The sequence below is a fragment of the Myroides sp. DF42-4-2 genome (assembly GCF_030326445.1).
Lineage (GTDB): Bacteria > Bacteroidota > Bacteroidia > Flavobacteriales > Flavobacteriaceae > Flavobacterium.
Window position 1 is genome coordinate 14,273 of record NZ_JACAKI010000017.1, and the last position, 18,995, is coordinate 33,267.

General features: G+C 36.2%; 15 protein-coding genes. 13 read left to right on the plus strand and 2 right to left on the minus strand.

Features of this window, described 5'->3' with window-relative positions:
• Positions 1-825 carry a hypothetical protein gene (locus tag HX062_RS12300; RefSeq protein WP_286467622.1) on the plus strand — a complete coding sequence of 275 codons (825 nt, stop codon included), beginning with the start codon at positions 1-3 and terminating at the stop codon, positions 823-825.
• A gap of 69 nt (positions 826-894) precedes the next feature.
• Here HX062_RS12300 and HX062_RS12305 read toward each other — a convergent pair whose 3' ends face one another.
• A complete protein-coding gene (locus HX062_RS12305; protein ID WP_182628698.1) occupies positions 895-1,332 on the minus strand; it encodes a carboxymuconolactone decarboxylase family protein in 438 nt (145 codons plus the stop codon).
• A 63-nt stretch (positions 1,333-1,395) separates the two neighbouring features.
• Complete coding sequence (locus HX062_RS12310; RefSeq protein ID WP_286467623.1) at positions 1,396-1,980, minus strand: Crp/Fnr family transcriptional regulator; 585 nt, start codon at positions 1,978-1,980, stop codon at positions 1,396-1,398.
• A gap of 387 nt (positions 1,981-2,367) precedes the next feature.
• On the opposite strand from HX062_RS12310, the gene HX062_RS12315 reads away from it, so the two are divergent.
• The 12 genes from HX062_RS12315 to HX062_RS12370 all read left to right on the plus strand — a co-directional run bounded on the left by HX062_RS12315 (position 2,368) and on the right by HX062_RS12370 (position 18,977).
• Positions 2,368-2,967 (plus strand): hypothetical protein, encoded by a 600-nt coding sequence (locus HX062_RS12315; protein WP_182628696.1) that lies wholly within the window; start codon positions 2,368-2,370, stop codon positions 2,965-2,967.
• Between the two features lie 201 nt (positions 2,968-3,168).
• Positions 3,169-4,266, plus strand: coding sequence for a helix-turn-helix domain-containing protein (locus tag HX062_RS12320; RefSeq protein WP_286467624.1), 1,098 nt, complete (start codon positions 3,169-3,171; stop codon positions 4,264-4,266).
• Positions 4,267-5,713: 1,447 nt separating this feature from the next.
• Positions 5,714-6,988, plus strand: coding sequence for a T9SS type B sorting domain-containing protein (locus HX062_RS12325; protein ID WP_182628695.1), 1,275 nt, complete (start codon positions 5,714-5,716; stop codon positions 6,986-6,988).
• Between the two features lie 28 nt (positions 6,989-7,016).
• The gene (locus HX062_RS12330) at positions 7,017-7,931 is read left to right on the plus strand and encodes a PorP/SprF family type IX secretion system membrane protein (protein WP_502888509.1); all 915 of its coding nucleotides are present in this window, start codon (positions 7,017-7,019) and stop codon (positions 7,929-7,931) included.
• Between the two features lie 11 nt (positions 7,932-7,942).
• The gene (locus HX062_RS12335) at positions 7,943-9,904 is read left to right on the plus strand and encodes an OmpA family protein (protein ID WP_502888510.1); all 1,962 of its coding nucleotides are present in this window, start codon (positions 7,943-7,945) and stop codon (positions 9,902-9,904) included.
• A gap of 437 nt (positions 9,905-10,341) precedes the next feature.
• Positions 10,342-11,457 carry a helix-turn-helix domain-containing protein gene (locus HX062_RS12340; RefSeq protein WP_286467627.1) on the plus strand — a complete coding sequence of 372 codons (1,116 nt, stop codon included), beginning with the start codon at positions 10,342-10,344 and terminating at the stop codon, positions 11,455-11,457.
• Positions 11,458-12,069: 612 nt separating this feature from the next.
• Positions 12,070-12,711, plus strand: a complete 642-nt coding sequence (locus HX062_RS12345) for a helix-turn-helix domain-containing protein (RefSeq protein WP_182628591.1) — start codon at positions 12,070-12,072, stop codon at positions 12,709-12,711.
• Positions 12,712-13,665: 954 nt separating this feature from the next.
• Entirely contained in the window at positions 13,666-14,307 is a 642-nt protein-coding gene (locus HX062_RS12350; RefSeq protein WP_182628592.1) for a helix-turn-helix domain-containing protein, read from the plus strand.
• A gap of 135 nt (positions 14,308-14,442) precedes the next feature.
• Positions 14,443-15,558: a helix-turn-helix domain-containing protein gene (locus HX062_RS12355; protein ID WP_182628593.1), complete on the plus strand. Its 1,116-nt coding sequence runs from the start codon at positions 14,443-14,445 to the stop codon at positions 15,556-15,558.
• Between the two features lie 128 nt (positions 15,559-15,686).
• Complete coding sequence (locus HX062_RS12360; RefSeq protein WP_286467652.1) at positions 15,687-16,712, plus strand: hypothetical protein; 1,026 nt, start codon at positions 15,687-15,689, stop codon at positions 16,710-16,712.
• 167 nt (positions 16,713-16,879) lie between these two features.
• Positions 16,880-17,824 (plus strand): thioredoxin-disulfide reductase, encoded by a 945-nt coding sequence (gene trxB, locus HX062_RS12365; protein ID WP_182628595.1) that lies wholly within the window; start codon positions 16,880-16,882, stop codon positions 17,822-17,824.
• Positions 17,825-18,014: 190 nt separating this feature from the next.
• The gene (locus HX062_RS12370; RefSeq protein ID WP_182628596.1) at positions 18,015-18,977 is read left to right on the plus strand and encodes an ABC transporter ATP-binding protein; all 963 of its coding nucleotides are present in this window, start codon (positions 18,015-18,017) and stop codon (positions 18,975-18,977) included.
• Positions 18,978-18,995 lie beyond the last annotated feature (18 nt).

Consider the following 18,995-nt stretch of genomic DNA (forward strand, 5'->3'; position numbering starts at 1 on the left):
ATGAAAACAATAAAAATAACGGGATTGGCGGTTTGTATGTTCTTGGGATTGAGTACAACCAACGTCAGTGGACAAGAAGTCGCATTTTCTATCTCAGGAGGTGTAACAGGAATGAAAAAGCCCAGTTCAAAACTATCAGATGGACATAACTTTGGATTCTCTGCCCTGTATATGCATCCCCTCAAAGAAAATTTGAGTTTAGGTGCGGGAATGGAATTTGGCGCTTATAGTGTAACAAAGAAAATAAATAACTATCATGGAACCCATGCAGCGATTGATTCGCAAGGAGATCTTTTTGAATATCGCTATAAACTAGCGAAATTCACTGAGGATATCAAGGGGAATTACTTGGCAATTCCCTTCAAATTGCAGTATGAAGGACCTAGTCTAGGCAGTGAGAACCTGCGTTTATATGCTGCTGTAGGACTAAAGTATCAATTGTTCTTCAAGGCCACGTCCAAACGATCGCTAGAGGCTATTGAAACTAGTGGGTATTACGCACAATGGGATGCCGAATTGTTTAATCCCATTTGGGCTGGTTTCGGTAAGTTAGGAGACAAAAAAGAAGAAGATAAAATAAAGTTGAACAACGGCTTTTTTATCCTCGGAGAAGTAGGTGTGAAATACACACTTTCAGACGATCAATTTTTGTACTTCGGGATTTATGGCGATTATGACTTAGCTTCTTCTGGTCAGGAAAACACGGGATTAATGAGCTATGATAATGGCGAGAAAATTAACAGTGTATTACAAGGAGAAAGCGATAAGTATAAATTGCGCATGTTCAATGTCGGTTTAAAAGTGACCTATAGCTTCGGGTTGTAGTACTACATCAGACAGAACCTATTTCATAAAAAAATGCTTGAGCAGAGGCTCAAGCATTTTTTGTTTGACCTATTTTGCCTTTAAATGGGTGGCTACACCAATTCTATTCCATGCATTAATAGTGACCATACACATGATCAATTGAGCCAAATACGCTGCATCAAATAGCTGTTCGGCTTGAGCATAAAGCTCGTCGCTTATTCCGCCTGTGTGCAGTAAAGTGATTGCTTCCGTCATGGCCAGAATAACTTGTTCCTCAGCTGTAAATAGGGTAGTTTCCCTCCAAGCAGCCAAGACCAGTAAACGCTGTACAGACTCGCCATATTTCAACGCATCTTTGCAGTGCATATCCAAACAATACCCACAGCCATTCAATTGGGAAGCTCGTATTTTTATTAATTCTTTGTGGGTGGCACTGAGGTTTGATTCGTTGAGGTACTTCTCTAGCATGAGCATGCCTTCATAAGCCTTAGGCGCTACGCTGTAGATTGATTTTCTGTTTGACATATTTTCCTTGTTTTTATTTCCCTCAAAACTACAACCTACAGCAACGAGAAAACTTCAACTGGTTTAAGAAAAGCGCTTCTTTCGAATTTCACTCAAATACTCAGGGCTGAATCCCAAATAGGAGGCTAAGAGATATTGCGGAATACGCTGTACAAAAGCGGGAAATTGCTCTTCAAAGTGGAAGTACAATTCTTCTCGACTAAAGGCATATAAGAATTTTAGGCGGTGTTGTGCCGCGCCAAACGCCTTTTGGAAAACAGCGCGAAAGTATTTTTCCATGATTGGATGTGCGCGCAATAAAGAGGTGTATTCTCGACTTGAAAGATAAAAAATTTCAGTTCGCTCTACAGCTTGTAGAGAGAAACTACTCGATGCTTGTTGTTCAAAAGCTAAGAAGTCCGTCATCCACCAATTCTCAATGGCAAAATCAACCGTTTGTTCGATGCCATTTTCCTTTAGGTAGTAGCTTCTCATACAACCTTTCAGAACAAAACACATCACATCACAGGGAGCATCAGCTTGTTGTATAATTTCTTTTTTTGCGAGGCTCTTCATCTTAAAAAATGAAGCAATAGCCGTAGCTTCCACAGAAAGAAGAGGCCCCGTAAATCGCTCGATATGCTGGATCAATAACGTCGTGTTGTTCATCGTAGGATTGTTTTATTCATTAAGGGGAGCTAAAGGTATAACATGTATAGCCTTTGTACAGCCTGGTATTGAATAATCAAGAAAGTAAAACGGTATGGTTTATTTTTTTATGTTAATTTTTTTCGTGGTGAAATTGTTTTATTTACTTTTTTATTTTGATTAATGGATGTGTTTGGTTTAATTATGTCTTGTGTTTCGTTTTTTAAATGATAGTAATTATCTTTTTTATGATAAATGGTTGTATTAATTGTATTTTTTAATTTTTATGTTAATGTTTTTTAGCAATGAACCATTGATTGGTAATGGTATTAATTTGTGACTTTTTTTGGTATATAGGTCTAAAATTATGAAATATATTGATTGATTTACTACTAGAGAAAAGAAAATATGGAAGCTATTGAATTTAAAGGAGTATTGACAATGAAAAAGGAGCCTAAAGGCGAATACGCTTTTTTTATGCTTCAAATGGGGATGATTGTACTGTGTCTTACTCTGTTTCAATGGCTGATACTTACAGTAAATTCTGCCATTTTTATTGTAGTTATCAATAGTATTTTGATTGCTTTTGCCTCTAAATTGATGAATAAGGCATTGAAAAACGAAATTTATAAATTAATTGTCATCGGATTTAATCTTGTTTTTTTTGAAGTACTGTTTGAAGAAAAAAAGGGAATCATCCTGTTTTTATTTAATTTTTACGCCATCATGTACGCCTTGTTTTTCTTGCTTTATTTTAAGCGTTTTCGCTTTGTGAACAAAGAGATTCAAGCGTATATATACTTTGTTAACTGTTTTCTTTTCTTTTATTTTTTACTCGTTAATGCTGAGGTAGTTTCCGCAACTTTTTTTGAGGATCGCTATGCACATTATATTCCTCATTTTTATATTGGCATTAAATGCGTACTACTTTTTATTTCTGTTTTAACTTTGTTGCAATGGGGGATCAAACAGGTGAAAAATAAAAATGTACAAAGGGGGCAAGAGTAGGAAATAAATGAGGTCCTTTCACTGCCTTTGTAAACAGTGAATGTTTGTGATATAAACGTCAAAATATTTATGATACCTGGCTAAAGGACCATGATCATAATAATACGCTTATTGTAAAGCAAAAAATAGGTGTAAAAGCCCTATTTGGTCTTGCTTATTGGATGGCAATTATAAAGAATACGATTTATCCTTTTTTAAATTATGAACGTGATTTTTTTTGTTGTTTTAGGTTTTATGGGACATACTTTGATGTTTTTTCTCCAAAAGAATAAAACTATATTAAGTATTAATCTTCTGGTTATCAGTAGTTTTCTTGCATTTTTTTCCTTGCTAGTCTATGGGGCATCTCTGTTTGAATTTACTCCTGACTTGTCTTTAGGTATCCTTTTTAGTTGTTTGAGTGGTCCTTTTCTCTTGTTGTTGACCGTTGAAAAGAGACGATCATGGAGGTATTATGTCGCTGTTGCAGGCCTATTGTTCGTTCTACTCCTTGCTTATGGCTATAGCTCCTATTTTTATCCTAAAAATGTCAATCAGTTTAAAGCGGCCCTGCTTGCCTTGAGTATTTTTATCACCCTGGGCTTTGGTAGCTACGGTTATTTGAACTATATCAATGACAAAGGGCACACCAAAAATCAAGCAGCAGCCATTTTGTTTTATGTTGTTCTGTTGTTTGTCTCTCTCTTTTTCTTTAGTAGTGCCTTGCTCAAAGGCGGTGAAGCGCTAAATTGTAGCGATTTCATTTTTTCTCTATTTAGTTTAGGTGTATGCATATACGCCTGTGGTAACGAAGTAGTAAATTTTGTTCAGCAAAATAAACAAAGTCAACCTACAGCTTCAAAAAAGCTAAAATGGAAGTATTTTCAGGGAACAAATGTAACCATTACAAGAAACGCAGAACAAGCTCAAAGAGGAGCGAAAAAGGAAACAGTAAAAGGAGGAGCTCGACCCGAAGAAACATTTTTGGATCCTACGCTAGTTAAACAAGCACTTTTTACAAAAGTTATTGAAACTGGACTTTTTCTCGACAATAACCTAACCTTGTTTAAAGTAGCCGAACTTACGCAAATCGATAAGAATAAGTTGCACGACTATTTTAAAAAATCAGAGTCATCGAGTTTTAAACAATACATCAATCGATTGAAAGTAGAATATGCAATCAATGTTATTCGCGAGAAAGAAAAAGATATTACTGTCGAAGAATTAACTGTTGTTTGCGGGTTTAATACTCGATTGTCATTTTATCGTGCCTTTGTATATTTCTATGGTTTTCCTCCATCCGAACTCTTGAATGATTAAGAAACATATAGGAAAGGGTATTTACCTTCAAAAAGCGCCTACTACAAGAAAAGTGAGTTGCATGAAGAAGTGTTCATATAAACTAGTCAAAAAAATAGATTCTTTTATGCTGAGGAATCTATTTTTTTTTTGGAGAATTTTAGTGTGATAGAACCGTATTAGTCCCAGGAGAAAGGAAGACTATTGGACATGCGTTAGCAGGGAAAAAGAGATAGTACACAGAGAAGTGAAAGCAAGCGAAAAAGACTCTTGATATTTTTGTAGCGATTTCCCAAAATGAGGTGTCATTGCCCTACGTATGGATATGATTGGTCCTAAGAAAAACAGAAAAATAGAAATACACCTACCTGTTGAGTAAAACAAAAGTGATGCCCTTGTGATAATAGGAAAATACTAGACGTAAATTGATTTTTCTAACTGGCTTAAAATTAGGGTGTTATTTTTTTTATTTGTATAAGGGTATCGCAGCGCTCAGTCCTTTATTTTTCAATAAATAATCGTCTTGTTTTAAAACGTTAAAACTGCGTTTCATCCTTCCTATTCCTGTGTTTTAATTGCTTTTTGATGCAGTAATTAACTTTTAAGTCCAGTAGCTTTGACTTATCAAAATACAGTTGTTCTTCCGCTCATTCCTTTAAAAGAGTAAGTTGTACCTGATCTGAACTAGTAGAGCTGAAAGGTAATAGCAAACTAAGGAGAATTAAAAAGAAGAGGAAGGAAGAAGCATAAATTATATAAGGCGAGCAAATGAGTTCTCGTACAGCGTTGTTTTTTGTGCTGTCATTAGCTTATTACCACAATAAAAACAGCACTAACTAGAGTCGCTGATACAATATATAAGAGAAATACATTCGAGTATTTGTGTTTTTTTGATTGAAGTCTTGCCCATGGAATTGGGCAAGCTTCTTAGTTTATATGGGTGCTGTACTCGTGTTATTTTCTAAATCTATTTCGTTTAACCTTCGCATACAATACTCATTTCTTGTGTTTTTATACGCTCTTTTACAACCTAAACGAGCTAAATAGACAAAAAAATCAATGCGTTTATCTGCTTTTTGAAACCCTATGGAAGTTAAATAGCAAGATAATCCAATTAACCATCGTTTTTGTAGTTGTGTTATTTATCTAAAACACAAGTAAAAAATGTGAACAAATAAAGTGATATACTCACTTATTTTTAAAACGAACTGATTTATTTAATTTTTTGGAATATATTTTTTTAAAAATAAATCACAGATCCTCTTTTTTTTAATTGTTAATAGATGTTTAATTACATTCTTGATTGTTTTTCCTGCTTTTTGATTCTTTTTTTAACTTTTTTGTCCTTTAGATTTGTCCCGTAGGCAGAGATGATGATCCATGGATTGGCAAGCGTTCACTCAGACTAGTTAAGTGATGTAGAAGGAATTGCTCAAATAGCGCTAAAATCTAAATAAAAAATAAAGTTATGAAAAAAAGGATACATGTATTTGTGTGTTTTTTGGTTGGAGTTTTGCCCATTTTTGGGCAGGCTCCTTATCAAAACGCCCTAGTTAATCAAGGTACGCTAACGATCGGCAAAGAGGCTGTGGTTAGTACAACTTACGACTTTGACAATACGCCAACGGGTGTTGTTCAAACGGATGGTTCCACCTATTATTACAGCAATTTCAACAACGATAATTTATATTATCCCAGTACAGGATCCACTAGTGGGCATGCTGTATTCACGCCTTCCGAAGAGGGTCAAGGCGGTGCTCAGCTGATTTCTGGTACTCAACCTTCTGAATTTTATCGCGTTACCCTAAATAATCCAACCCCAGTGATGGGCTTTGATTTAAAAAACGAGATGAACATCAAAGGGAGTGTTGATTTTCAAGACGGTATAGTACAAGTCGATTCCCTAGCGGGTATGTTGACGTTTCACGCTGGAGCAAAGGCGCTAAACCCTTCAGATACGAGTCATGCAGATGGCTATGTAGAGAAAATCGGCAAAGATGCCTTTGTCTTTCCCATTGGGGATAAAGGAGTATATCGCCCAGCGCGTATTTCATCTCCACCCAATGAAAAAGACATCTACCAAAGCAAGTATATCTCCTGGGATCACCAATTTTTTAAGAGTCACGCCGAGACAAGTACCTCCATTATCAAGCTGAATACGACGGAGTATTGGAAGGTAGAAAAACCGACCAATAGCAGTGGAGCTATTATGTTGACCTTGAGTTGGGATGAGCGCACCACCACGGCTGACCTCTTAGACAATCCTGAAGAGAACCTCCACATTGTGCGTTGGGATGAGAAAGAAGAACGTTGGGTGGACCAAGGCGGTGTCGTATCAGTTGATACCAAAGAAATTACTACCCCCGCTCGTTTAACGGACTATGGCTATTTCACCTTGGCCAAGGTAGACCTCCGCCTGGCAGATAAAGATTTAGTGGTGTACAATTTAGTTACCCCTGATGGAGATGGGAAGAACGACTTTTTCCTGATCGACAACTTACACCGCTATCCAAACAATCGCGTAGAGATCTACAACCGTTGGGGCGTTAAAGTATTTGAAACTACGGGTTATGGCAGTTCCGACAATGTATTTCGTGGTTATTCCGAAGGTCGTACAACGCTAAATAAAAAGGAGCAATTACCTAGTGGGACCTACTATTACATTTTGACCTATGAGAAGAGCGACAAACACGGCTCTCGTACGATTAAAAAATCGGGCTACCTACATTTAGAGACGAATTAAAACCTAGCTTATCGTGAAAAAGAATAAGATATATTTTGGGATCAGCCTAGTGGTACTAGGTTGCTTCCCCAGCCTTACGCATGCCCAACAAGATCCTCAATACACCCATTATATGTACAATCACACCCGAATAAACCCTGCCTATGCAGGAAGTTCAGAGGGATTGAACCTTTTTGGATTGTATCGCACCCAATGGGTGGGTTTGGATGGAGCTCCTAAAACAGCCACTTTAGCGGCAGACACTCCCTTGGGACGCTCAGGCTTAGGTTTGGGAGTAAATTTCATCAATGACCGCCTAGGTGCGATGGATGAAAATACCCTATCAGTAGATCTGTCCTATGGGATTGATCTGAATAGTGAGTATAAATTGGCCTTTGGATTAAAGGGATCGGGTAATTTGTTGAATGTGGATTACAGCAAGCTGAGCATTTATGAACAGAGCGATCCCGTAGTAGCCAACAACGTAGAGAACGCCTTTAGTGGGAACCTTGGAGTGGGTATGTTTTTATACTCAGAGAAAGCCTATGTGGGTGTATCAGCGCCTAATTTGTTTACCCAAACCCGCTATGACGACAATGCTGTCAATACCCTAGCTCAACGCATGCACCTGTATGTAACCGGAGGCTATGTGTTTGACCTGAGTTATAATTTGAAATTAAAACCAGCGGCCATGGTTAAGATGGTTGAAGGATCGCCGCTTCAGGTAGACTTGAGTGCGAATGTTATGTTTAGAGAGAAGTTTACTTTCGGAGCGGCTTACCGCTGGGATGCTGCAGTGAGTGGATTGGTTGGTTTTCAAGTAACAGACAATATGATGATCGGCTATAGTTATGATGCCGAAACCAGTAAGCTGTCTCGTTACAACTCCGGATCCCATGAGATTTTCCTGCGCTTTAATTTGTTAAACAGCTTTAAGCGCGTAACCGCGCCTAGGTTCTTTTAAAGTTGAATATGATGAAAAAAATAGTATATCAAGTAAGCCTTGTCGCACTTTTGTTGATCGTTGGTGTTACACTCAGTCATGCTCAGATCCGCAAAGAAAAACAAGCAGATAAAAACTTTGATCGCTTGGCCTATGCCAATGCCATTGAAATTTACGAAAATTTGGCTAATCAAGGTTATGTCAATACCTCCCTTTTACAGAACCTAGGAGATGCGTATTACTTCAATGGAAAGCTAACCGAAGCCCATCAGTGGTATAGCGAACTTTTTGAAGGGGACTACAAGGACAAAAATATCGCACTTGTACCTTCTGAATATTACTACCGTTATGCGCAAACCCTTAAAAGTCAAAAGAACTACGGGAAATCACAAGATTTGATGGATCAGTTTTACAAGTTGGAGGGCGGAGACTCTCGCGCAGCCTTGTACAACAAGAATCGCGATTACGTCAATCAGATCGCACGCAATTCAGATCGCTATGAGATCACCGCATTGGGGTTAAACAGCGAGTATTCGGACTATGGGGGAACCATTGTGGGGAATAGCTTTGTTTTTACCTCTGCAAGAGCAACCGCCGCTAAAACACAAAGTGATATTCACTCCTGGACCAATGAAAGCTATACGAGTTTGTACAGTGCCCAAATCAATAATGAGGGCATTGGAGAACCTGTGCGTTTACCCATGGAGAATACCAGTATTAATGAGGCAACAGCCGTATTCACTGCTGATGGAAAGACGATGTATTTTACGCGTAACAATGTCAAGAGCAATGGGAAAAGCAAGCAAAATAAAGCACATACCTCTTTACTGAAAATATACAAAGCAATAAAGCAAGCGGATGGGCAGTGGGGACAGGTGGAAGAATTACCGATCAATTCGGATGATTTTAATACCGCCCATCCCGCTTTAACTCCCGATGGAAAGTGGTTGTACTTCGCCTCAGACCGCAAGGGAAGCATTGGACAATCGGATTTATACCGCATGGCACGCTATGAAAATGGCAGCTATGGCCCTGTGGAAAACCTTGGAAAAACAATCAATACAGAAGGAAGAGAGAGTTTTCCGTTTATTTCCTCCGATAACCAGCTGTATTTTTCCTCTGATGGTCATCCCGGACTTGGTGGATTGGATGTTTTTGTGTCGCGTATTTATCCAGACGGAAGTTTGGGACCCATCGTGAATATGGGAGAACCTATAAACAGTTCACTAGACGATTTTAGCTTCTATATAGATCCCAAAGAAAACAAAGGGTTTGTCAGCTCTAATCGACCAGAAGGCAAAGGAGGTGATGATATCTACTTTTGGGTAGAGAAACCGTGTAAACAAACTATACAAGGAACCGTCTACGACAAGCAAACTAAATTGCCAATTCCCAACGCTACTGTTGTGATTTCCGATGCGGTATATCAGAAAACTGATACGTTGCGCACCAATAACAAAGGGTATTACATAACGTCCTTGCTGGATTGTGGAATTAAATCGCGCCTTCGAGCAGAAGCTATATCCTATAATACGGCAGAAGTTGTGTTTAATAGTAATGATGTCCCAGGCATAAAGACTGTCGATATCGGGCTTGAACTCCCTGAAATCCCTATTGAAGTTAATGACGATTTGTTCAAAAAGTTAAACCTAAAACCAATATACTTTGATTTTGATAAGGCAGACATCCGCTATGATGCTTCTATTGAGTTGATGAAAGTGGTGGAATTGATGAAGAAATACCCAAGTTTAAAGGTAGATGTTCGCTCTCATACCGATAGTAAAGGAAAAGACGCCTACAACTTAAGCTTATCCGATCGCCGCGCCAAGTCAACCATTCAATGGATGATTATGCAAGGAATTGATCCGGATCGTCTACTAGGACGTGGTTATGGAGAAACCCAATTACTAAACCGTTGCAGCAATGGCGTTCGCTGTAGCGATACCGAACACCAAGAAAATAGACGAAGCGAATTTATTGTCTTAGCAAAATAAAGATAGAAGAATAAGCAATTTTTTTTAAATCATCCTGCTGTAGGATGTAAAACCAACAGCTGAAGTTTAGAGAGCTCCTAGACTAGGAGCTTTCTTTACCAAAAGAAAGTGAAAAAGACACACCTAAAAATAGAGGGCTAAATGCGAATTATTTACCGCTTTCTACTCGAGATGGCACAACTTTTGGTTGACTATTTTGTGAGAAATAAATCAGCCACTAGTACTCGTTTGCTTTGAAGTAGTCTTTCAAATCTTTCTCCCTTTTTCTTATTGAGATGTGTATATTTTATATGAAATTATCAGTTGATTTTTTTGACGATGTAGCATAAAACTGTTTGAGAATTTTTACGAGATAATGTAGTATAAGGTAATGATGTTTATAAACTTAAATAGTTAAGTTAAGAAGCAAAGTTGAGTTGTCCTTAATCCTGATTATTATGCCCTTACAAAATTTATTTCTTATTCTATTAGTACCAATCGTTTTTTATGAAGTACTGACCGCTTGTTTTAAGCAAGTATCCCATAGCAAACGAATAGGGTATAGAACACTGACTTGGTTTAGTTATTTTGTTCTTATCCAACTGGTTTTAGTCATTTATGAAGATATACTCGTGAACAATTTGGATCACTTTCCAATCTGGATCTTGATGTTTCTATTTTATGGGCCGTATCTCAATTTGATTATATCCACCTGGGACGCAAGGGAACGAGAAGTGAAATACAATAAATACCTGGGGGACTTCTATAGCATGATGTGTATTTTCATTTGTGGAATATTCATCGCCTTCATCAACGCCGATTGGCCCTATATTTTTGAAGGTATTGGCGGAGTAGTAGTCCTGTCTTTTGTGTATTACGGAATAAGCATAGGAAGGAAGATAGTAAAACTAAGTCATGAAACCGAGGGGCCTCCTACAAGAAAACAAGAAATAGGTAGGTGGTTGCATTTGAGCATCAGTAGTGTTTTAGTCTTACTCTTTTTCTGGATTTCTCAAGATGTAAAATCGTCTGGACTGCTATTTTTATTGCTGCTCTATGTTTCGCTCGCTTTTTTGAGAAAAAATAGGGAAAACAAAACAATAATAAACATCCATGAGCAAGGAGAAGAAAATGAAGAGGATGAAAAATGGGAGGACGATGCCTATCTGATGGATGATGCTGATGTGAACCAACCAAAGTATGAGCAAACAAAATTGAACGAAATCGTTCTACAACGGTGCAATATTAAAGTCAAGGACATTATTATCGAAAACAAAGCTTTTTTAGATGCCAATTTCAAAATGACTAATCTAGCCGCTCAAACTAAAATATCGCGCTATTATTTAGCACAATATTTTAATGTTGTTCACCGAATGAACTTTCGAGAATACATTAATAAGCTGAGAATTGATCATGTGGTGCAATACATTAACGACTCCAATAATAAAGATAAATTAAGCGTCAATGACCTATTCTTAGAAAGTGCATTTAACTCAAAAACATCTTTTTTTAAAAGTTTTAAACATGTTTTAGGATGCACTCCTTTTGAATACCTAAAAAAATGCCAAGATTAACTAGTATAGAAAGACGCTTTAGGGTCAAAAATTTAAAAACAAACAGTAACGCGAATTAAGAATGAAAAAAAGTTGATCTACCTTTTTATGTAGTCCAATTGATTTGTATAGAGTAAAAGAATTTTTAAAACCCTCGTGTTACTGTCTTGTTTTTGATAGATTCTGATCCCGAATAGCAAAATATTCACTCTCCTGTGATGAACATTGATTGTTGTTTACCATCTGTTTAAGCAGGTAGGAGCGAAAAAAATACGCCTTGATAAAACTCTTTCTAAAATAAAAGAAATGCATTGTTCTTGAGCAATAAAATGCTTGATCATATAGAAGAGGTTGTGCACAGTAAATCTGTTGTTTCCTAGAAGTATTGCCCATTCTTTTGTGGGCATACTTCTTTTTTAATCCACAGAAATACCACAGCAAATACGAATTTAAAAACAAAAACTCCTAATAAATAATATAAACAAATAAAAAAATGAGAAATGTAAATTGATCCAAACGACAAACAAAACTACACATGCTCGTCACTAATACTAATTATAATAAGGCAGCTATCCAATTTACTTGAATTGAGTTCTATCATTTTTAGTGGATTGCTTTAAAAAAAAGAATACTATGAGAAAAATAGCTTTACAAGAAAATGTGATTCAAACTTCGTCTTCTGAAGTTTTAACCAGATTAAAAGTGTTGTTAGGGGTAAGAACAGCGAAAGAATTAGCTGAAATTTTTGATTTGAAACCCAATACAATTTCGTCTTGGAAAAAGAGAAATACAATGTCCTACGCCAAGGTTATTGAAGTTTGTCATCACTTTAATATTGATTTGAATGAATTATTTTTTAGCGATTATCAAAATCTATCTATTGATAAAAGTTATCGAAATATCCCCATTATTTATATTGAAGATTATTTGGAGTATTATTTGAGCATGCATGCAAAACCCAAAAAATTAAAACAAATTTACGTGCCTAAACAAGTAGGCTTTGAAATTGTTATACAGCTGTATACAACCCTGAAAGACCAAGTCAATGCAAAATTAGTCTATGCCTTTTGTAAAAAAGTGCAATTTGCCGACATAACCATGGGCGAAAACTATGTATTCCTATTGAAGAACAAAGGATTCCAAAAATATAATGTGGTGGAAGTAGATAAAAAGAACAATAGAATTAGTCTTTACAAAGAAACAGAAGAATTGAGTTGGGTCAATGCCAAAGAAATTGTAGAAGTCTATCATATTGTCAATTATTTGTCGTGCTAATTAAACAAACTCAGCATACTCAAGAAGAGATGAATAAAGCATATTTTGAACACAATCTAGTGATGACCAAAAAAGGAGTACCAAATATAGCACTGTAATTTTTTAAAAAAGAAGAGGTTTACTCTTCTTTTTTTGTTTTATTCTCAGGGATATTAAAAAAAAATGGATGTTGTGTGGTCTTCGCTCTTATATAATGGTGAATCAAACCAAAATAGACGGGAAGACGACTCTTTTTACCATGTAAAAAAGATATTTAAAATAGGTAAAATGTGGTTATAATACCTTTTTTAATCTGGCTAATCCCCCAAAAACCGCCTCTTTTTACAGCTATCCTTGGTTTGTTTTCTTCTATTAAAAAAATCGAAAACAGCACAAATGCGTATCTTTTTTACAGCATACCTACCGCGTTTCTAATTTTTAAAGGTTACAAAACACCAATTCTGCTTCAAAATTGGCAATTCATTCAATTTTTTGGCATAGAGCCTAGGTGAAAGAGAAAGAATTTTGAAGCTTTCGTTGTTGCTTTTTTATCAAAATGTTTTTTCTTAATTCAATGAAATTTAAATGTTTATTGATTTTTTATTAAAAAATTTACGATAAGTAAAAACATATATACGGTTTTACTCTCACATTTTTACACTTTTACAATCTTATTTTACACGGGGGTAATTTCTTTGTCTTCAGAGATAAATAGAAAAATCCAACAGTTATTTCAAGGGATTGTCGATCGAGATAAAACCAGCTGATCCAAACTTCTTTGACTTGACTAATGAAGCGGAATAAACCTTTGTTACAGTAAAATAAAAGTGACTTCCCTAAAACATAACCCAAACTAACTAACTGTTATCCATTTTTTAAAAATAAAAAAAGTGTAATAGTTTATGCTCCAATAAAATATCTAGGTAAAATAGTTTAAAAAATGGAAGTTATTATAAATAAATGTACAATTAAATAATGAAAAATAAAGTGCTACAAGAAAATCAAAACACCAGTTCTGCAATAGAAGTGTTAACTAAGTTAAAAGTGTTATTAGGCGTAAAATCAAGCAAACAATTGGCGCAGATTTTTGAGCTTAAACCCAATACTATTTCCTCTTGGAAAAAGAGAAATACACTTTGTTATGCAAAGATTATTGACGTCTGTAAACAACATCAAATTGATCTGAATGAATTATTTTATTCTAACTACCCTAATAAAGCAATTGAAAAATTTTATACCAATATTCCAATTATCTACATAGATGATTACTTGGAATACTATTTGAGCATCAAGACTAAGCATCAAAAACTCAAACAAATCTACTTGCCAAAAAGCTCAAACTTTGACATAATTATTCAATTGTATGCACTCGTAAAAGAAAAAGAGCAACCCCAATTAATGTATGCCTTTTGCAAAAAAATTGACCATTCCCTAGTTGTCGAACATGAAAACTATGTCTTCTTCGTACAAAATAAAGGATTTCAATATTTTAAACTGATCGAAGTAAGTAAGGACAAAAGCACGTTTAAAGTTAAAAAAGAAGAAGAAGAGCCTATCGATATTCTCGCAAAGGATGTCATTGAAATATTTCAATGGAAAGATTCTTTGATGTGTTAATGAAGTTGAAGTGTGAAAGAGGATATAAAAAAGAATAAAAAAGAGAGAAGGAGGAGCAATCAAATGATAGAGACAAGAAACTAAAAGAGCAAAAGGAAGGCAAACAAGAAAGCAAGAGACATAAATTTGAAAGTAATGGAGCTACTAAAGTACATTTTGATTTCCATTCCCATGATTTCTTCTATGACGTGTGGGAGCATGCTACTCGTTGTATTTTACAAAAATCTGTCCGTAGCAGAAACACCTATTTTACGAACCTTAGGAGGTTATTATGGCGTGTTGATTGTGTTGTGGTTTATTGATAACCTTACGCAAAAAACACAGGCTATTCGGATCAGTTTATTGCCTATTATGCTACTACTTGTTTGCCTTTCTCAAGTTTTATTTTACCATTTCGTGAGTTTCTTTACGCCCATGAAAAAGAAATTCAACTACTATCATTACATACAAGCCATTTTTTTGGGCATTATGTCCTATGTTTTTTTGTATGTCTTATCCAGAACAGAGGGGTTTCACACCTTAGATCATCAATTCCTCCTGTCCAAAAGTTTAAGTACCTGTATGGGGATATGCATAACTTACTACACTTTTCTCTTCTGGATTCGCGTGTACAAATACCAAAGGGGAATAGAACATAGTGGAAAGAAAAAACTCAGTTGGATCCACCTGTTACTCTTGGGGAAAACCGTTTTCTCTGTGCTAATTTTATCGAATAACAAAAGCGTTTGGGTGTATACTTTAACCGTTTTAACCATGTCTTTTCAACATATTGTTTTGACATTTAATCTTTTACAAGAAAAAAAACGAATAAAAATTCCCCAAAGCTACAAAACCAATATTCTATTGTCTTCAGGACAGATTATTAGTGTAGATCAAACAGGTACACAAAGTAATGACGTTTTGGAATCTAGCTTTGTGCACGCCAATGATAACGCAAATAATTTATTGACGCAACGCGATATTGTAGCGTATTTTACACAAAGTAAACCCTATACAGACAAAAATTTTCGGTTAGAAACAATCGTCAATCACTTTGGCGTGAATCGAACTTATGTTTCAAAATTTATTAACGTGACCTATCATTGTAATGTAAGCCAGTTTATTAATTCATGGAGAATCAAAGAAGTGGAATACCTACAAAAAACAGACAAAGAAAGCAACCTGGAACACCTAGTCGTTCAGGCAGGATTTTCAGATTATAGACATTATGTGAGAGCTGTAAAAAATGCAGAAAAAAGACAACGGTTTTAAAGGAAGAACAAGGTATGAATTATGACTATTTTTTTATAGGGCTCTCATTTTCAGCCTCGGTATTTTCGACGTTTTTATGCCTTGTATTATTGGGATTAAAGCTGGCTAAAAATACCTGTGACTTGGCAGTGAAAAAAGCGATTGTTATTCTAATCTCATTTTTCGCCATCAGTATCTTTTTTTATAGCACAACCTTCTTTGAAGCTTTTAGCCTAGTGCGTTTATCGTATATCAAGGAATTGAATTTTCAAAGCGCTCTGTTGATGCCTATCCTTTTTTATCATTTCATCTTTGAGCTAACCCGATTAAAGAAAGCAGATAAATTTTATTATTTCAACTATGTAACCTGTATTACTATTGGACTTTCTCTTTATTTTTTCCAAACAAAGCAAGGTAATCCACACGCCGGAATCCACTTTCCTGTGCAGGGATTTCCCTCTTTTTGGGTCGCCAAGGAAGCAATCCTTTTAGCAAGCATGTACAACGTCATTTACCTTACTTTATCGCTATATCGATTGATTCGATACCGCAAAAATATTAGCAATTACTCTTCCAACGAAGAACAAGACTCCCTGTTGTGGTTATACCCCATTTTTGTGCTTGGCTTTTTGTTGCTCCCCGGATCTATCGTGTTCTACGTGGTTCCCGTTGTGAAGCAGCATCTATTTTTTGGCCAACTCTTGCCTAATGGGTTGTTTATGTTTTTTGCAATCAGTCTTTGCTATAATGTTTTTTGTGAAAACTTCGCCTTAGGAACAGAAGATATACTTGAAGAAACCATAACCGCAAATAAATTGAAAAAGACAAAAGAAAAAGAATTGTTCATTAATAAAGATACTTTTGAACAATATATCGCCGAAAAAAAACCGTTTTTAAACCCCCAATTAAAAATTACAGATTTACTGTATGATCTGATGACCAATCGAAGTTATCTCTCCCAGTTTATCAATACAACCTATAAAATGAACTTTTCTCAGTATATTAATCACTGTAGATACCAGGAATACCTCCGTTTACAAGCCTCTTTAGGTGCAACAAAAAAAACGCAAGAAGACATGATTCTTGCCAGTGGATTTCGAAGCTATGAGAGCTTTAAACGAACACAAGATTCCTTCCTCGAAAGAGAAGGAGCTGATAGACGTATAAGTTCCTAAGCGACTACCCGCCCTTTACCTCCTGACAAAACAACCCAATCCAAGGACTAAATACGACGGATAAAATAGAATTTCCCTATGTTGAAATAAGTTATTTCTTTATAAAATTACTTTGAAAAGCGCGGAAAATGGGTATTTTTGTTTTCATAATTATTAAAAAGAGTATTATGTCAACGATAGAAAGAACAAAGTGTTTAATTATTGGATCAGGACCTGCAGGGTATACAGCGGCAATTTATGCAGCTAGAGCAAATATGGCACCTATTTTATACCAAGGATTACAACCCGGCGGACAGTTAACAACAACAAATGATGTAGAAAACTTCCCTGGATATCCTGACGGTGTGACAGGACCTGAAATGATGTTGCAACTTGAAGCTCAAGCCAAGCGTTTTGGAACAGATGTAAGAGACGGATGGGTTACTAAAGTTGACCTTAGCGGAGATATAAAAAAAGTTTGGGTAAACGAAACAACCGAAGTACACGCAGATACAGTGATTATATCTACAGGTGCAACTGCTAAATACCTCGGCTTACCTTCAGAACAACACTATTTAAACCTCGGTGGTGGGGTTTCAGCTTGTGCTGTTTGTGATGGATTCTTTTACAGAAATCAAGAAGTAGTAATTGTAGGTGCTGGAGATTCCGCTTGTGAAGAAGCACACTACCTATCTAAACTTTGTAAAAAAGTAACCATGTTAGTGCGTAGCGATAAATTTAGATCGTCTCGAATTATGGAAGATCGCGTGCGCAATACAGAAAATATTGACATCCTAATGAATACTAGTACAGTTGAAGTATTAGGCGATGGAAATGTCGTTTCGGGTGTTAGAGTGAAAAACAACGAAACAGGAGTGGAAACAGATATTCCTGCCACTGGATTTTTCGTTGCTATTGGACATAAACCCAATACCGATATCTTCAAAGGACAATTGACCATGGATGAAACGGGATACTTGATCACAACAGGCAAAACAAGTAAAACAAATGTTGAAGGAGTTTTTGCTTGTGGAGATGTGCAAGATAAAGATTACAGACAAGCAATCACTGCTGCTGGATCGGGTTGTATTGCCGCTTTAGACGCTGAGCGATACTTAGCCTCAAAAGAGTAAACAAAGTGACAGTAAGCGAAGGAAATTAGAACTTATTCTCCTTGTTCTTCTTTGACCTTCACTACATAACAGATTAGGGATAAGATACTTGTGTCTTATCCCTTTTTTATAGGTTATTTTTTGTGTCTTTATTTGAATTTAATAGAGCGCATGATAAGATATTTTTATCTTTGTACTTTAAAACCTCGTCATGCTTTTATTAAAAAATATATCGTTTAGTTATACCGCCAATTATACCGTTATAGACGCCATTGATTTAGTTATTGAAAAAGGAAAACACGTCGCCTTATTAGGAGAAAGTGGCTGTGGTAAAAGTACCCTGCTTAAATTAATCTACGGATTACACGACCTCGATCAAGGTGAAATTTTTTGGAATAACAATCAAGTACTCGGTCCTGCCTATAACTTGGTTCCTGGAATGGACAATATGCGCTATCTCGCTCAAGATTTTGACCTGATGCCGCATACCACAGTCGCAGAAAATATTGGAAAATACCTATCGAATTTTAACCTAGAAAAAAAGCAAGCGAAAATAGCAGAATTACTTGAACTAATCGAAATGACTGCATTCGCAGATGTCAAGGTTAAATTATTAAGTGGCGGTCAACAACAACGCGTTGCTATCGCCAGAGTACTCGCACTCGCTCCTGAAGTGTTGCTGTTAGATGAGCCCTTTAGCCATATCGACTATGCTCGTCGAAGCGTTTTGAGACGCAAAATCTTTGCTTATTTAAAAGAACACAATATAACCTGTATCGTCGCTACTCATGATAGCATGGATGTATTGAGTTTTGCCGATGAAACTATCGTACTCAAAGAAGGTCGTGTTGTCGATTTTGGCGATACAAAAGATTTATACGAATTTCCATCCGATAAATACGTAGCTACACTTTTCGGTGAAGTCAATGAACTTTATATCTCCGACTTTACACCTGACACCCGTGAAGATGAAGTTTTACTCATCTATCCACATCAATTGATGATCTCTAAACAAAAAGGAGTCCTAGACGTAGAAATTCAACAATCCTACTTCTGTGGCGATGGATACCTTGTGCATGCTCAATTTAAAAACAACAGAGCATTGTATTTCAACCACCCAGTTGAAGTACAAGCGGGTACGCAAGTGAAATTAGCATTAAAGAAATTTAGTTAATAGTCGACAGTTGACTAA

Coding starts and splice junctions, on each gene's coding strand:
- HX062_RS12300 (WP_286467622.1), top strand. CDS start 1: ATGAAAACAATAAAAATAACGGGATTGGCGGTTTGTATGTTCTTGGGA.
- HX062_RS12305 (WP_182628698.1), bottom strand. CDS start 1,332: ATGTCAAACAGAAAATCAATCTACAGCGTAGCGCCTAAGGCTTATGAA.
- HX062_RS12310 (WP_286467623.1), bottom strand. CDS start 1,980: ATGAACAACACGACGTTATTGATCCAGCATATCGAGCGATTTACGGGG.
- HX062_RS12315 (WP_182628696.1), top strand. CDS start 2,368: ATGGAAGCTATTGAATTTAAAGGAGTATTGACAATGAAAAAGGAGCCT.
- HX062_RS12320 (WP_286467624.1), top strand. CDS start 3,169: ATGAACGTGATTTTTTTTGTTGTTTTAGGTTTTATGGGACATACTTTG.
- HX062_RS12325 (WP_182628695.1), top strand. CDS start 5,714: ATGAAAAAAAGGATACATGTATTTGTGTGTTTTTTGGTTGGAGTTTTG.
- HX062_RS12335 (WP_502888510.1), top strand. CDS start 7,943: ATGAAAAAAATAGTATATCAAGTAAGCCTTGTCGCACTTTTGTTGATC.
- HX062_RS12340 (WP_286467627.1), top strand. CDS start 10,342: ATGCCCTTACAAAATTTATTTCTTATTCTATTAGTACCAATCGTTTTT.
- HX062_RS12345 (WP_182628591.1), top strand. CDS start 12,070: ATGAGAAAAATAGCTTTACAAGAAAATGTGATTCAAACTTCGTCTTCT.
- HX062_RS12350 (WP_182628592.1), top strand. CDS start 13,666: ATGAAAAATAAAGTGCTACAAGAAAATCAAAACACCAGTTCTGCAATA.
- HX062_RS12355 (WP_182628593.1), top strand. CDS start 14,443: ATGGAGCTACTAAAGTACATTTTGATTTCCATTCCCATGATTTCTTCT.
- trxB (WP_182628595.1), top strand. CDS start 16,880: ATGTCAACGATAGAAAGAACAAAGTGTTTAATTATTGGATCAGGACCT.
- HX062_RS12370 (WP_182628596.1), top strand. CDS start 18,015: ATGCTTTTATTAAAAAATATATCGTTTAGTTATACCGCCAATTATACC.